Raw genomic sequence first — 17834 nt, 5'->3', positions numbered from 1 at the left:
ACTATATCTTTTATCAGTTAATTAGAATGTCAATTGCACACCTAAATTCACAACACGTTGATTCATGTATGCATCACCTGCTGTATTTGTTTTAATTTCAGGGTCTTGCTGATATTTATCATAACCTGTAAATGTCAACAAATTGTAAGCATTCACATAGAAACGAATATTGTCTATAGCTTTCGGCAATATCTTCTTTGGAAGTTGATATCCCAAATCGACTGTTTTCAAACGAATATACCAAGCATTAATCAGCCAGAAATCTGACATATAGGTACTGGCACTATTAATTGTAGAAGGATTGGTTGTCAAACGCGGGAAATCTATTTGTTCACCATTTTGGTAGCGTTCCAATGTCCAACGACTGGTATGGATAGGTTGGAACTGACTCTTGAACGACTCAATACCTGTACCATTAATAGCAAAGCTATAATCGAATGAACCTTGGAACAATACATTGAAGCTAAATCCTCGCCAGTATCCACCAAACGACCATCCTAAAGTAGTAGAAGGCAAGTTCGGTTTACCAATAGCTCCTTTATCATAATCATCAATCGTTCCATCATTATTTAAATCGGCATATTTCAAATCACCGGCTTGTACTGGGATATCTGTATAAGGAGTTGCCGGGGCATCTGAAGCACCAGATTGTATCTTTGCAACATCTTCCGGAGTATAATACCCAATCCATTTATAACCAAACGGCTGGTTCAATGGTTTTCCGGTCTCTGCCAACCACGGATATCTCTGCTGAGCTTCAGCCTTATAATCGACTTTATTCTTTGCATAAGAGAAAACTAAATTTGTATTAAAATCAAAATCACCAAAACGATCCTGATAGCTAATCTGCCCGTCAAAACCTTGATTAGTTGTCTTAGCTATATTGTTCGGAGAAAAGCCGATACCAAGAACCAACGGAACATCATTTCTCGTCACCAATTGGTCATAACGTTTATCTAAAAAGTAGTCGATAGTAAACGAGAACTTATCTAAAAAGTTCATATCCAAACCGATATCAAACTTCTTTGCCTTTTCCCAAGTAGCATTAGGAGTTCCCAAATCCCCTTCTTTATAACCATCTGTGAATTTTGGATAATCACCAAAGGAATAACCATCACCCTTCTGATATACCTGATCATACAAATAACGGTTACCTGCTGCCACATCCGAACCAACCAGACCATAAGAGGCTCTCACTTTCAAAAGTTGCACTTTATCTGCCAGCCAATCTACGTTCTTAAAAAAGTCTTCTTCCGAAATGGCATAACCAACGCCCACTGCAGGGAAGAATCCAAAACGGTTATTCCTGCCGAAACGGTCGGTTCCGTTATAAGCCATATTGAGATCAATCAAATATTTGCTTTTATACTTATACCCCATTGTCAAGGTATATCCCTCAAAGTTGCTGGGAACAGCCGCTGATACAAGCCCATCTCTATCTACTGTAGTAGTCTGAAGATTGTACAGAAACATAGCACTGATGTCGTGATCTCCTCCATTAAATACACGAGCATAGTTCACCGAAGCCTGGATATTCAAATCTTTGGTAGCCTTATCCGTACCACTGGTCACCGAAAACGTTCCATAATCATACACCTTATTCGGATTAATTACATATCCATTAGTTGACGAATCGTAATGATAGGTAGGATATTGAGATCGGTTTGCCTGACGATGATTTTCATCTACACTTGAATACGCCAAACGATAATTGGCAGAAAGTCCCTCAGTCAGGAAATCCATTTTCCAAGTAGCACCATACAGAATATTATTATCATTACGACGGGTACGCTTATAACCTTCATTTGCCAAACGAGCATTCAAGGTTGGTTTATACCCTTCTGTATCATTGAGATAAGCATAAGAACCATCAGGATTCAATACCGGAGCTGAATAAGGATGCATTTTTGAGAAGTCGTAAATTTCACCTGTTGCATTCATATTACAAGGTTCATTGATATTCATAAAACGCGATGATATATCCAAACGCATACTTAGGTTATCCGTCACAGCAAAGTCAATGTTAGTACGATAATTAAAACGACGGTAAAAATAGTTAGAATTCACTCCACTATCCTTCGTTCCAAAGTCTTTCACCATACCATCTTGTGTAAAATAACCAGCAGAAACAAAATATTTCAATCTTTTAGAACCACCGGAAATATCCACATTCACATTCTCCTGAAAAGCGCTTTTCTTAAAAATCTCATCATACCAATTTACATCCGGATGTCCATAAGGATCTGTATGATCTCTGAAAGCCATCACATCTGCCTTTGAGAATGGTCTGGGCATACCATCATTTTCATAAGCTTCATTCACAAGAATGGCCGTATTATATGAGTCCAAAAATTTTGGAGTACGCACTGGAATCTGCATACCGCCTTCCAAACGTACATTGATTTGAGGCTTCCCTTGTTCTCCTCTTCGAGTCTTCACCACCAACACACCGTTAGCACCCTTAATACCATAGATGGCTGTCGTAGAAGCATCCTTCAAGATAGATATACTTTCGATTTCGTTCACATTGATTTGCGACAACTGATCATACGTATACTGAACATCGTCCACTATAATTAATGGCTTATTACCATCCGCATTCAATGAACTCACACCACGAATAAAGAAATCGGAAGCATCCTTACCCGGCTGTCCAGATTGTTGTTGGCTAAAAAATCCCGGCAGTTTCCCAGTTAATGCATTCTGCAAGCTACTAGTCGGTACATTACGAATTTCACGTGCTTGTATACCACTTACGGCACCAGTCATCGTAAGACGTTTAGCCTTACCATAAGCTACCACCACCACCTCATCAAGATTAGTTAAGTCCGGGGTTAGCTCTATATTCCAATCTCGTTGATTTCCGACTTTTATCGCAAGTTTCTTAAAGCCAATATAAGTGAATTCCAACACTTCACCCTTGTTTACCTTCAACTGATAATTACCGTCAAAATCCGTAATTGTACCAATTGTCGCATCCTTCACTTTTACATTTACTCCCGGAAGCAGTTCACCATCAGTGGAAGAAATCTTTCCTTTTACTGTTATCGATTGTCCAAAGGCAAACGCAAACAGGTTTATACTTAATAATATTAAAAGTATTCTTTTCATAACATATTACCAATTCGGGTTTTGAACCATATTTTTATTCTTTATCACTTCCGAGTACGGGATAGGATAGAAGTAACGCTTCACATCAAATGTAGCTGACAGTACATTTATTTTATGATAAGTCGTTACAGCACCGGCAATTTGAATATTCAAACCTTCCAGAGGTGCTTTGAAAATATCTTCAGCTATTCTCCAACGACGGATATCCCAATAGCGCTGTTCTTCAAAAGCCATCTCAATACGTCGCTCGTTTTGAATAATTTTACGCATATCTGTTTTATTCATCGACTCTAATGCTCCCAAACCACAATTATCATCTTCTTCGATACCCGCACGTTTCCTCAATGCAATAATGGCATCAAATACTTCTTGTGAAGGTGCCGACTGATATTCATTCAATGCTTCAGCATAGTTCAGTAATACTTCTCCATAACGATACATCACCCACAGATGTAATGCTTCACCATCATAATCACCTCGCGTTTTATAATCTTTCATAAACTTAGATATATAATAGCTAGTTCGGCTATATTCTGCCCCTGTAGGATTATTCTCTCCACCGAAGTTTGTTTGAAGTTCTGTATTCAACCAAAAAGAACCGTGATGCAATACTGTTAATTCCAAACGAGGATCACGATCTCTATATTGATCATTCGCATTATATTTATATTTTGTACTATTACCCGGAGTTTTTCCATCTTTCATTAGAAATGATTCCACTAAATTTTGTGTCGGATTAGTGTTTCCATATCCCAAAGCATTTCCGGAAAATCCCAATGGACCATTAGCCGTTTCAAGACCTTTTCCTTTACCTATAGGACGAAAGAATATCAATTCCGGATTACCCGTTGAGCTATAGAATTCTGTAAATATATTACGATAATCAGCTGTCAAATCTAGCGTTTTTTTACCATTAGGCCCAAACTCATCAATTAGCTCCTTAGCCGCTTGAGCCGCCAAATTCCATCGTTCCGGATCATATGAAGCATATCCTATCAATTCATTCCCTGGTTCTATAGGTCTCTCATTAAATAAAGGACTAGCTGCATACAGCAACACCCTAGCTTTCATTGCCATACAAGCCTCCTTCGTAGGTGTATGTGCATAATCGCCGCCATCCGGCATCGGTAATGAACGAAGGTCATTCTTTATTTCATCCAGTTCACGAACAATATAATCAATACACTGAGCAAATGTATTTCGAGGAAGTTCCATATCATCATTTAATTCGTATACCCGATCTCCCACCAAAGTAACACCGCCATAGCGTTTCACTAATTCAAAGTAGAAATGAGCTCTCAAAAAACGAGCTTCCGCCTTCATTGTATAGTTCAAAGGTTTTACCTCTCCCAACGCATTTGTATATTTCAGATTGAAAGGAACTACATCAATATTGTTAATCAAGATATTTGCTTTACGAATTCCTTGATAATATTCACTCCATTCCATATCTGTCACACGAGTCAATGCCGAATAGCGTCCCATTAGCAATTTATAAACAGCCGGGTCATTATTGTTGACGGAGACAGCATCATCCGAAGCAGCATCCAAGAAATCACCGTCTACCCGATTGTATCCACTATATAAATGTTCATAATAGATATTGTTCAGAAATCGTCTGGATTGTACACCAGCCGAATCAACTCTGGAAAACAAATAATCAAGTGTAAATTGCTCCACCGGTTCTTTCTCATATCCATCGTTACAAGCCGAAGCCATGAACAACAAGCCTGCACCTAAAAATGTTAAATATTTATTTCGTACCATACAATAATTCATTAAAATCTGATATTAATACCTGTACTAATGCAACGTTGCAACGGATAGCTTGTGAAACTAACTTCCGGATCAACTAAATCGCACGCAGACTTCGTAAACAAGTTTTGTCCGTTAACAAACAGTTTTACACGCAAACCACCTAAGTAGTTACGACAGAATGAATCGGGCAGATTATATCCCAAGCTGATATTTTTTAAACGGATATAGTTTCCGGAACGTAACCAAAAAGAAGAATTCCAGCCATTACCACGGTTATAATTATTTCCACCGGCCGTCAGTCTTGGTAACGTGGCTGTTTCAGCAGTTTCCGGAGTCCAGCGTCCCAACATATTTTCATATGCCTGACCATAAAACTGACCATTCTGTTGGAAACCTTCGGTCAAAGTCACATCACCTAAATAATAATCACGGTTATAAGCTCCCTGCCAAAGCATAGAAAATTCCAATCCTTTCCACTCAAAGCCCAAATCAATTCCAAAGTAAGAGTACGGTTTATCACCGCCAATTACAGTACGGTCAAACTCATTAATCACTTTATCACCATTCAAATCTTTGTATTTGACATCACCCGGCTGAATATTTTTAAATCCTTCGATTACCGGACTATTTTCGATTTCTTCTTTGGAGGTAAAAAATCCATCGGCTACCAATCCGTACATTACTCCTACAGGACGACCTGTCTGGCGCAAATATTCTTCCGGAACATACTGTTCGTCCATATAAAGCAATTTACTTTGATCGCAACTCCAGTTAGCGGAAACATAATAATTGAAATTGTTCACACGATCTTGATAAGTCACAGAGAGTTCTCCACCAAAACGACGCACCTTACCTATATTTTCTGCTGGATAGTATTGTCCGATTAACTGGATACTCTTACCTCTGCTTTGCAACAAATCAAAATATTTATCATTATAATAATCTGCAGCCAGTTTCAAACGATTGTCAAACAATGATAAATCAACACCTACATTCAACTTATACGCTTTCTCCCATGTCAAGTACGGATTTGCCAATGGAGTATTTTCCATTGTAAGATTTCCCGCACCCAAGTTCGTTCCCATTGGGTAACCTGCTGCTACATTGCTTGAGAAGGTTTGTTGATATCCATAATAACCAGAGTTATCCATACCATTACCCGTCTTACCAAATGTTCCGCGTATCTTTAACTGATTTAACCAATCAGCATCTTCCATAAAATTCTCTTTACTTATATCCCATCCAAGACCGAACGCATAGAAGGTTCCCCAGCGGTTGCCCGGAGCATAGCGGTTGAAATAGCTTTCACTCAAAGCAGCCTGTACAAAATATTTCTCTGCATAATCATAAGCTATATCACCTATAATATTGGAAGGTAACTGTGGCAAATCATAGTTAACCAATGTTTGACGAGTATCGCCCATTAAAGTGGCTTTTACTCCATGCTTTCCAAAACGCCGGTTATAGTCAATGGCAATCTGACCATACATCTGCTGGTAACTAGTCACAGAATTAAAGAAATTAGATTGCGTATTTGTGACTCCATGCAAAGTATAAATTTCTTTCCCTTCTTTATCAAATCCATAAGCATATACCGGAGCACGTTTACTTCTTTGAACATACGAACGGTTCTGAATAGAAACATTACCCACCATACGAACCGACAGACCTTCTACAAATTTGCCAAAATCGTATTTCAAGTTAACACCTCCTACCATATCTCGTGCGCTATCCTTAATATAACCTGAGTTTATTGATTGTGCCACCAAGTTATTATCGAATGTTTTATTACCACCCCATGTTCCATTGGGATTTTTAATAGGATAGGCATTATTAGGAGTATTATAAATAGAATTTAACAAGCTTCCATAAGATACACCAGGCTGATTACCATCTTCCACGCGACCAAGCAAAGTAACTTTTGCTGTAAAGTCGTCAGTAATGTTAATGTTTATTTTTGAAGAAATCATATAACGTGAATATGATAAATTAGTATCATGCGCATCGCCATCTGTAGGATTTGCAAACAATCCTTTTTCACCTTGATAACCTATACTAACAAAATATTGCGTAACTTTATTACCTCCTGTCACATTTAGGTTATATGCCTGTGTAGTAGCATTTTTATTCAAAATTTCATCAAACCAATTTATATCAGGATGTGTATATGGGCTAGAATGCATACGAAACTTATTAAAGTCATCATATGAATAAAGCGGATCCTTTCCGTCATTTTGCAATGCTTCATTCAACAGATATGCATATTGATAAGACGATAAAGGTTTAGGAGTTTTCAATGCACTCTGTACTCCAAAACGCCCCGTAAAGGACAATTGGAAACCTTCTTTTATAGGTTCTTTAGTCGTAATCAGTAAAGCACCACGCGAACTACGCATACCCAAAAACATTGATGACAATGCATCCTTTTGGATAGATACCGACTCGATTGCTTCCGGGTCGAGTGAATATAATTCTCTTTGGATACCATCAACAACCACTATCGGAGCATTACCACGCGAACCGACGCTGAATTCAGTGTTGTCACTATAAAATCCTTCACCAAACAAAGGGATGCTACCAGCCAGATCATTTCTTGAATTAGCAGCAATCTGATGTGCACGAGCTCCCGCAAATTGACTAACATTCAAACCTGCCATACGACCTTGTAAGGCTGGCAGAATCGTTGTCCCCATCATAGATGACAATTCATCCGTATACACAGTAGCAGCAGATCCTAAAAAGTTTTTTTTATTTTTAGACTCGTAAGGACCACTAACAGTTTCCTTATTTTTAATAAATTGTTCATTTAATGTTACCTTGAATACACGCTCAGTATTCTTCAACTTATTAACCTTGACTTCTTTGTGAATGAACTCCGGATGCGACAAACGCAATACATCTCCTTTTTTCATTTGAAATGAAAAAACTCCATCAGTCCCTGTTACAACCTTAAAATCACTATTTTTCATGGTGATCGTTACATCCGAAACCGGATTACCATATTGGTCAACCACCTTACCAGTAATGTTAGCATTACTTACTTTCTGTGCAAATACTTTCGGAGATATCATTATTCCCCAAAGCATACCCATAGTAAGCAATACAAAATAAAACCGTCCACTTTTTTTAGTTACTATATTATACATATAATTTATCTTTCTTTTAGCATTAATAAAAAGAATAAGCACCTAATGATTTTATTCACAGGCAAGTTCGCAGATAAAAGGTTCTTCTTCACCTTCTGCCTCTCCCCCTTCTGCAGCTATTTTATCATCAGTACGCGTAATATTAAGTGTACCGTCCTTGTTTGTGAATATGTATTCAATACGAGTTATTGTTTCCCCCTCTGGAATACCAAAATATTCAGCTGGCCAAATTGTTAAATTAAAGGTATTACTGACAGCACTCTCCTCCTTAGGCATTAATGATTTTGCACTCTTTTCATTTACTTCATACGTATTTCCATTATCAGTATATGCTGTAGCTTCCATATAGACAGCGTCAGCATCCTTAAGTTCATTCTCATATGTATCACCTAGAAAAGTGAATGTCACAAAGTCATCTTGCAATGCAGCCAATGGTTCAGTTTTATTATAGTGAAAAGCACAGAAATCTGTTACTTCTCCTACCCCTTCTACCACTTCGAAACATTCGTTACTAGATACATACTTTCTATATTTTTCATCTCCAGGAAAGTCGTCTTCCGCAAAATTAATAAAGAAAGCAGGCTTAAAACGGAGATTTTTAGGTCCGGTTTTACATTTCAACGTTATTTTGATAGTAGCGTTCTCATGCTCAAGCATTGTATAGATCTTATTCGTACTAAAGGCTACCCATTCCATATCGTTCAATACATTGGTGCCCACACCATATTCAGCCCTCAACACTTCCGACCAAGGTACATCCACATTTTTAGGTACTAACTGGGGATCAACAGGTGACATGGGAAACGGGGTTACTCCATCTTCCTTACCAGTAGCCGTATAGGTCACTGTCGTATTCTCACGTGCATTCCAACTTTTCGGAACTAAGATTGCCATAAGAAATTTTCTCGTTTGATCTTGTGCACATTCGATATGCGCATCAATAGTAAAAGTTGCAAATTCTCCTGCTTTTGTCCAATAAATGGGATTCTCTTCCGTGCCTTGGTTGATATTAACTTTATCAAGATAAACACATCCGACTACAACAAGCGCCATCAGAATGCTACTCCCTACCCAAGCAATCCTATTTTTTTTGATATTCGTTTTCATAAAATTACTTTAATACGTTATTCTGTTACTTGCTTAAAAGTATAGATATACTTATTTGTATGACATCCCGGACTTAAAGTGATGGTCATCTGACGTTTTCCATCCACTGTTCGAAACCCAATAAGTGTTTTCACTTCTTCCTCGGTTCCATTTTCTTTAAGAAGAAGATGAAACGGATATATGGGATCATCTACACTCCAGCTACCATTAGCCTTCACAATAAAAGGTAAATAATTTTCTATCTCGTATGTATTATCTTCATTCAGCACAATATGGAAACGCGTAAAATCCATCATGTCCGTAATGTCTATTCCATTTCTAGAAACAGCCGACAATTGCCAGTTAGCATTTATTTTTTTAGCTACTTCTGAATAATTGTCAGGGGTTATTTCGTCTTTAAACGTATCGCAAGAGCTGACAGCTATTGCCAATGTAAAGAAAACCCCTATTGTAAATCGCATATTTAATTTCATACCTATATTCTATTTCTTAAAATTATTCATAATAAGGATTTTGTACTAAATCGTCAGATTTCACCGTTTCTTTATAAGGAATAGGAAGGAAATACATTGCTTTACGGAAGGTATGTTTACGTACCGGAACCTTCTTACCTTTTTCTGTTATACTTTTCGTAATTTCGAATCCATGCATCTGCTTATTTTCAGTTTCCTCAGCAATCATCCAACGGCGCACGTCAAAAAAACGATGTCCCTCGAAAGCCAGTTCAATACGACGTTCCAAGCGAATAGCATCTCGCATTTTCACATAATCCTTATCTATGTCTTCCGCTAATCCATACCTGCCATCCTTTCCAGCATCGATTCCGGCGCGCTCACGAAGCAACTTCAACACTGCCAAAGGACTTATAGTATATTCGCCTAAAACATCTTCATGATCCGGACCATAATATTCATTGACCGCTTCTGCATAGTTCAACAAAATCTCAGCATAGCGAATCAGGTCAAACGCTTGAGAAGTACCTACAAACCAATTGCCCGCCAATTGACGATGACTAAATTTACGAATATAATATCCAGTCGGCGTACCACTTCCAAAAGCATCGGTAGTCGCCCCCACCCCTTTATGAGTATAGACGACGTGGTCTTTATCACCTCCACTCATCATTACACTACCATTCCAAACAACTGTATTGGCAAAACGTGGGTCACGGCCTTCTGCAGGGTTCAAAGGATCATAAGGATATTCACTGCTAGTTCCTATTGGTTTTCCATCTTTCATTGGGAACTGTTCTACTAAATCATGATAAATATAACCACCATTACCATTACCACCGCAAGTAGGAGGTCCAAACAACGCTTCACGATGATTACTTTCACCTGGTCTACATTCGAACAATGCCTCACAATAGGATCCATTCGGGTAAGTCACCCCATCACCATCCGTCACTGTACCAAAGTCATTGTTATGGAAGATTGCATAAAAGCCCCAACCTGGTTCAGGACTTCCTTGATGATATCCACCATGTTCTATATGACGTATATAAATGGCATAACGGTTCAGCTTTATCACATCAAGAGCTGCATCGACAGCTGCTTTCCAACGTTCTTTATCGTATTCAGGATAACCAACCAATTCTTTTGGGCAACTAGTAGATATACCAAAATCACTACCATTGAATAATTTACTAGCTTCGTATAAACGAATACGCGAAATCAGTCCCTTACATGCTCCGGCTGTAGCGCGTCCATTATTCATACCGCTGAATACAACAGGCAAATCTTTCGCAGCCAACTCACATTCATCTACAATGTATTTCACGCAATCAGCATACGTATCACGCTTTGTTTTCATATCATCCGCTACCTCATATATGGTATCACCAAGCAAAGGTACTCCACCATAATGACGTAACATCATTGCGTAATACCATGCACGTAAGAAACGGGCTTCCGCCTTATACTGAACCTTAGTAGATTCAAGTAACGGAGCACCATCTACATACTTCATAAATAAATTCACCCTTCGGATATTAGTATACGCCTTCTTCCAAACATCATCTTCCAATACATTAAGCGAATTAATAGTCCCAGTAGCAAACATCACATCATTAGTCACATCAGAGACAACTTTATAGGCAGCCTCGTCACAAGCGGTCTGTAAACCTCCATGTTCCTTGGTTACCCCGAAAGCATTAGTTGCGTATCGATTGGGCTTAACATCATAACCAACATCTACATAAATTTGAGAAAGGAACCCTGCCGTATATGCACTATCTGCAAAGACAGATTCCCGATCAAGATCCGTCGTTTCAACTTGCTCTAAATTAGCGCAAGATGAAAACAACCATACACCTGCAATAGGTAAAAATAAATAAAATAAGCTTTTCATATACAATAGAAATAGCAGTTAATAAATCGTTTATAAACTCTGTGAACGGTAATATTCATTATTATTAGTTTTTTTTATTAGATTGCATTTACATATTTATTTTAATTTTTCAATAAGAACGATTAAAGAACATGATACCACTAAACAAAATTGCATTTTTTGTGGTCTGCAATATATCTTTATTGAAATCCTTTAAAAATGCTGTAACGCTATTACATACAATCAGACTTTAATTGTAATAGTTTTATCTAAAGTTCCACTGCCTTTATATAGTTTACCTTTATGTAATACTTCCACTTTTATTACGCCCAGATCTATCCGACCAGTTCCTTTACTATCTACCAGTTTCAAAGTCAAATGATGCTCGTCTTGCAGTCCAGCTTCAAAAGAAAATAGCTTATAATCTCCTTTCTGAAACTCCCAGCCTTCACCTTTATCCCAATACAAAGAACCTTCTGCCTTGCCCTCATTATCTAGACAAACAATCAATGTCAACGGATCAAATGAGTTTTCATTTACGTTTTGAATCACTTTGCCAACAGGAATAATAGCACCACCTCTCACTTTCAATGTCGATTGATATTTTCCTTTTGTATCACCTTTAATTAAAGACAGCTCTTCCCAGATACCTTTCGGCAAAGAGGGATTCTTTGCAAAAGCAGGAACTACCAGTATATCAGTGCCCAACATAAAGGCTTGTTCTTCAGCACGCAGTGCCTGATCTTTCAGATCGGCGAAAAAGACAGGGGCCATAACAGGCTGTCCGTCTGTATGAGCTGTATGAAAAGCGGTATAAATATAAGGCATCAAACGATAGCACCGTTCTAATGCAATACGTGACTCTCTCTATATATCCTTAATAAATGCCCAAAAGGTTCTTTGTTGTTTGTATCACAGGAAGCGTGTCCTCTAGAGAACGGAAAAAATGCACCGAATCCCAACCAATGTCCCCAAAGATCAGCAATTGTATTTCCAGCAAATCCACCTATATCCGGACCATTGAACGGTTGCCCGGAAAGTCCGAGAGTGATAGACATTGGAACAGATAGTTTCATTTGTTCATAAGTAGCTTCATTATCTCCCGTCCACATTGCTGCGTAGCGCTGTCCGCCAAGAATATTGGAACGTGAAAGTACAAAAGGACGTTTATCCGGATTAGCTGCCAAAATACCATTATAAGACGCTTCTACCATCAATCTTCCATATGCATTATGATACATCAGATGTGTACCTGTAGGCAAGTTTCCACCGCCTAAATGAATATTGCTCACCGGCATTGTACCGCCAGGCCCGTCAAAAACAGAGGGTTCATTCATATCATTCCAGATACCATCTATACCATTAGCCAAAAAGTCTTTATAAAGACCTGCCCACCATGTACGTGTTTCGGGACGCGTAAAGTCGGGAAAAGCACAATCACCCGGCCATACTTTACCATGAAATTCATTACGATAAGCATCACGTACAAATACATCCTGCTCTTTCCCTGTTTTATATACATAATAATTCTCGTCTACTTTCACTCCAGGATCTATCATATAAACAGAACGAAATCCATTGCCATGCAGATAATCATTCATACGCTTAGGATCGGGAAAGTCTCTGTTATTGATGGTAAATACACGAAATTCATCCATATAATTGATGTCAAACCAAATCACATCACATGGAATCTTTTTCTCACGAAATGTATCGGCTACTTCTTTTACTCTAGCCTCCGGTACATAGGAGAAACGTGATTGATGATACCCTAGTGACCATCTTGGAGGCATACTAATAGTACCTGTCAATTCAGCCAGCCCCTTTAATACTTCTTGTGGAGTTTTGCGGTCAATCACATATGTACGGAAGGGAGCTCCTTCGGTATTGAATTCTATTTTATCAGAATTGGTAATTAACTCCGCTTTCCAAAAACTGTCAAACAAAACTCCGAAAGCTGTACCGTCGGGACGGACTCCTAATACCCATGGGTGAGTTTGATACAGGCGTGAACCACCGTCTACCCTGTACATTCCATTATCCGTATTCCATAATTTGATTTTCTGCCCGTTACGCAACAGTGGACCTGTCACCTCACCGCCTCCATACAAACTGGTTCCTGCAGGCACATTCAATGAAGCGTTAGCTTTACCGTCAACTGATGTAAATTGTGATATCAAGGTCCAATTCAGCGGTACTTCTCCAATTTTCTTCGGTTCACGTACCAACATTAATGATGGAGTTCGGGAGGCATCATAGCCTTCAGGGACAAATTCTACAATTCTTGTTCCTACTAATGTGACTTTTTCCGTCTTCACATCACCGGCAAAAGCGGTATGCACTTCAAACAGCATAGCTATAAGACATAGCAATGACAGATTCTTTTTCATTTTTATCTTCTACTTTTTGATCTACTAAATTAACTAGCTGAAAACAAATACTTCTTACTTTAAAAAAGTATCTACCTATTTACCAACATAACCATAAGGTTCCTCCGGCATCTAAAAAAAGAGAAACCATTAGCCGGAGGAAGAAAAAACCTAAAAAACAATCAAATACCTATACTAACCTTTAATCTATGAAAAACCACGTTTAGACTAAGAACGGTTCAGTACCAAAATACCACTAAATGAAGATGAAAAATTATCTGTTAATAAGTTGTTTTCCGAATCACTTATTCTTCTCCCCAGAGCGTGACTCCTCATATAGAGACTATTCATTAAGGCTTAATTATTTCATAATCGAAAGCCTGTATCTCCACCGGACCGAGCAGACCTGAAGACTGCAAGGGCGAATCAGCTTTCCACGGATTAATTGTCGTCCACGTCGGACGCTGGTCTTCCGGAAGATGTTGGTCACCGATAAGACGGTTCTGCCAATTGTTGACCACCGTTATTTCTAATTTATTCTCACCTTTCTTCAGATATTCTGTCACATTCAGGCGATATGGGAAAGTCCAGACACCACCTACATACTGTCCATTTAAAGTCACTTTTGCCATGACCATTACATGACCCAAATCAAGATACAAACTCTTCTGCGGGAGTTCTCCCAATGTGAAAGCAGTTTCGTAAACAGCCTGTCCGGAGAAGTATTTGATGCTATCATTTTCCGAATTCATCCAATCTGTCAGTTGAGACCAGACAACCGGTGCTTCCGGTCCACGTTTACCTGCTTCGAAAGTGACTTTCCAAGGAGTATCTACACTATAGACAGTCTCTTTCACTGGGAAATTATTTTTCTTTTCCGTTGCTTTATCGTTCTTGCGGAAGACAAGGAAAACACTTTCATTTCCTTCCAGTTCCATTTGCAAAGCGGTATGATCTCCCGTATTTTCAAAATCCGACAAACGACGGATCTCTCCTGTAGCAGCACTCCAAAGTTCCGGTGACAACTCTTGTGAAACGCGGAATTCTCCATCGAAAGTGATCTTTTTATCCTGCTGATTGGATAGGAAATAAATTTCTGCATCCAGCAAAGTACGATGTATAAATAAGACTGGTGCATTCGTTTTACAGAAGAAATCGGGACGGATATTCAGTTTATCCAGCACTTCCTGCAGGCCGACGCCCCGATGGAATACTTTTCCTGTTCCATAGTTATCAGTAGTAAACAAGTCTTTTCCAATCCGTTGTACTTCCTTATCAACTACAGGATAACCTGACAAACTCGGAGAGTATTCGGGAGCATCGCCATAAACAGCCAAACCAGCCTGTACCAATTCACTGATCTTTTTCAAGACTTCGGGACGCATAGATTTCTGATTAGGCAGCACCAATAAACGGTATTTCATTCCATCAGGCAAAGTCAAGCGGCCATCTTTCACTGTAGCTCTCGTTAAAAGAACTTCGGCATTGATAAAGTCAAAAGAGTAACCTGTAGGCAGTTGGGGATCTATCGAACCTGTCATCTTCGGAGCATCTTCACCAATGAAATAAGCAACATCCGCCACATAAAGACCTTGTTGCAAAAGGAAATTCGATCGCCGCAAATAGTCAGTAAACAAATCCATCTGACTGAACCACGTATTTTTACGATGAAAATCATTTCCGAACCAGGCGCTTACACCGGGATTACGATCTTCATAGGGCTGATGAATATACAAATGAAGCAAAGAGGCATTGATTCCTTCAGAAAAGAAGCGGTCAATTCGCGCTTTCATATTGCCCGGATAATGAGTAAAGTTAGGCCCTCCGCTCGTACATGATTCAGCCCAGACACGTTTCTTACCATAAATATGCCCGCAGGAAGAGGCACAACGGTTCTCAATCACTCCCAAATCACCAAAACTCCAGAACTCACCACTGATCTCATCCGACTGTCCGCCATATTGCAGGAACTCTCCGGGGAATCCCCAATGTCCATAGTTTTCCAACCAGGTAGTAAGTCCGTGCTGATGGCAGATATCTCTCAGTCCGCCTACATAATCATACGAAACACCATCGGCTATCAAACGACGCAAATCCCAAAGAAAGCGTGAAGACACATCTTCATTACCAACGACTTTACCATACAAAACCGGCAAATATGGCAGAGGATCATATCCATAAACCTTTTTGAAACGCTCTAACATATCATCGGTCCAGTTCTGACTACCCGTCTCGTAGCTGTCTTGCACGGCAATCTTCAGACTCTTACGATCTGCTTCGGGAATACGGCGAAGGATTTCTCCCATATAGGCATCAAAGTGTGCGCTGAGATGTTTTTTGCTCATCTTATCCACTTCAAGTCCGGTAGCTTCAGGAGTAGCAGGTGTATTCGTCACACCGGTCGTTTTCATTTCCAGACAGGAAACAATCCAGTCGCCTTCGGGTACATTCCAAGTCAGAGTTCCGTCTGACGAAAGAGAAGCCGTCAGATCCGTCACCTTATCCTGTGGTATTACAAATCCTTCCGAATCGTTATACCAGTCCTGCTTAGCCCACATATATGAGTCCCATTTAGGATCAGGCCGCTGATACATCTTCGCTAAAGACTGCTCTGGATATCGTTCCACCATTTTCGCGGTAGAAAGAGCGACTGTGGCTTCTATATCTCCATAAGAATTAATCGGTTTATGCAGCAAGAGACGAAAATCACCGGATTTCGTCGCAGGAAGAGATAGAACGACCGGAGCATTTGTAAAAAATCCAACAGACCGCATACCATTGGTCCGATCTATCTCAAATTTCCGGATCGTTTGATAAGAATCACCGACTTTCGCTTGTAGTTCGGCTTTCGTCCATACATAATTGTTCGTTGTTAAAGTAAAACTGCGGATCGGCTGAGGTTCATCAAGGTGCATATCAAAGACAACCGGTTCGTATCCTTTCTGTTGCACTTTCCACTCTTTTCTAAACACGTTACTTTGTGCAGGGTAGGCGATGACACGAACCAGCTGCATGGAATCTGAGTATTCGGGCACTGTATACGAGAGAGTTTGCGGACCTTTCACCTGCATATCGGTAGCTGCCAGATAACGCATACTCTGCTCCGGCTTCACCCACGGTCCTCCCGACTGGCTCCATCCCGGACTATTGAATATTCCTATTTCTATGTCCAGTTCCGTTGCAGTTTTCAGTGCTGCATGCACTGCTTCCCACCATTCGGGTGTGAAGATCTTCACGTCTCCATAAGAATTTCCTCCTATATCAATATTGCCAATATAGGCACGGGTAATTCCCGCCTCCTTCATGGCATGCAAATCCTTAATCACTCCTTCCTTGGAGATATTATCCGAAATCCAATACCAATAACATCCCACCCGGATACTATCAGGAATCTCACGAAATCCTTTTTCAATAACTGCTATCGAAGGCACATCTTTCACATTCGAGCACCCTGACAGAAAGCAAATCACAGCACTCGCAAGTATTACCAATACATTTTTCATGATATCATATTTTTCACTTTAGTCAAAACAGAGGATTTCCAGCAACTCCTCCGGCCATTAACAAAGAATGGGGATAAACAAACCGGAGGAATATTGTAGAATTTCAAACACCAATCCTAATCTTTTACCTAATATCTATTGAACTATATACTATGAACGTCCAAGAGCAGGAATACCACTAAAGAGAAATGAAAAATAATCGAATGACCTCACTTCTCTTCTACGAGAATTAAAACGATTATTTGCCATCACCTGTCACCAGACAGCGATAACACAATGGTTATCAACCAATAAGTCCGTGACAGCAATAGGTGACGGCAACGTGACGGCAAATGTTGCCATCACATTACAATCCCATTTCCCATCTCCCGTAATCAGACAATACGTAGATGTCTTACCCTGGATTTGGTTGACTACTATAAGTATCAACTAAAATGAATAAAAGATGAAAAAGAGTGACATGACCTTTAGTCCTTATCAGCTTGAACTTCTTGGCGATTTCTATCGTTCGA

7 protein-coding genes and 1 pseudogene are annotated in these 17834 nt (G+C 39.4%); all 8 read right to left on the bottom strand.

Annotated elements, in window-relative coordinates:
- Positions 1 to 21: 21 nt before the first annotated feature.
- Positions 22 to 3111, bottom strand: coding sequence for a SusC/RagA family TonB-linked outer membrane protein (locus NBH01_RS17555; protein ID WP_129655015.1), 3090 nt, complete (start codon positions 3109 to 3111; stop codon positions 22 to 24).
- 6 nt (positions 3112 to 3117) lie between these two features.
- Positions 3118 to 4878 carry a RagB/SusD family nutrient uptake outer membrane protein gene (locus tag NBH01_RS17550; protein WP_074856287.1) on the bottom strand — a complete coding sequence of 587 codons (1761 nt, stop codon included), beginning with the start codon at positions 4876 to 4878 and terminating at the stop codon, positions 3118 to 3120.
- An 11-nt stretch (positions 4879 to 4889) separates the two neighbouring features.
- The gene (locus NBH01_RS17545) at positions 4890 to 8015 is read right to left on the bottom strand and encodes a SusC/RagA family TonB-linked outer membrane protein (protein WP_143919434.1); all 3126 of its coding nucleotides are present in this window, start codon (positions 8013 to 8015) and stop codon (positions 4890 to 4892) included.
- A gap of 51 nt (positions 8016 to 8066) precedes the next feature.
- Complete coding sequence (locus NBH01_RS17540) at positions 8067 to 9122, bottom strand: DUF4961 domain-containing protein (protein WP_074856159.1); 1056 nt, start codon at positions 9120 to 9122, stop codon at positions 8067 to 8069.
- Between the two features lie 17 nt (positions 9123 to 9139).
- Positions 9140 to 9595, bottom strand: coding sequence for a DUF5004 domain-containing protein (locus tag NBH01_RS17535; RefSeq protein ID WP_225680373.1), 456 nt, complete (start codon positions 9593 to 9595; stop codon positions 9140 to 9142).
- A gap of 22 nt (positions 9596 to 9617) precedes the next feature.
- Positions 9618 to 11471 (bottom strand): RagB/SusD family nutrient uptake outer membrane protein, encoded by a 1854-nt coding sequence (locus tag NBH01_RS17530; protein WP_074856155.1) that lies wholly within the window; start codon positions 11469 to 11471, stop codon positions 9618 to 9620.
- A 222-nt stretch (positions 11472 to 11693) separates the two neighbouring features.
- Positions 11694 to 13840 (bottom strand): annotated as a pseudogene (locus NBH01_RS17525) (TIM-barrel domain-containing protein).
- A 329-nt stretch (positions 13841 to 14169) separates the two neighbouring features.
- A complete protein-coding gene (locus NBH01_RS17520; protein ID WP_074856153.1) occupies positions 14170 to 17322 on the bottom strand; it encodes a glycosyl hydrolase in 3153 nt (1050 codons plus the stop codon).
- Positions 17323 to 17834 lie beyond the last annotated feature (512 nt).

Source organism: Bacteroides sp. B1-V-101, assembly GCF_023656585.1.
GTDB lineage: Bacteria > Bacteroidota > Bacteroidia > Bacteroidales > Bacteroidaceae > Bacteroides > Bacteroides thetaiotaomicron.
This window is presented reverse-complemented; position numbering and strand designations above follow the sequence as displayed.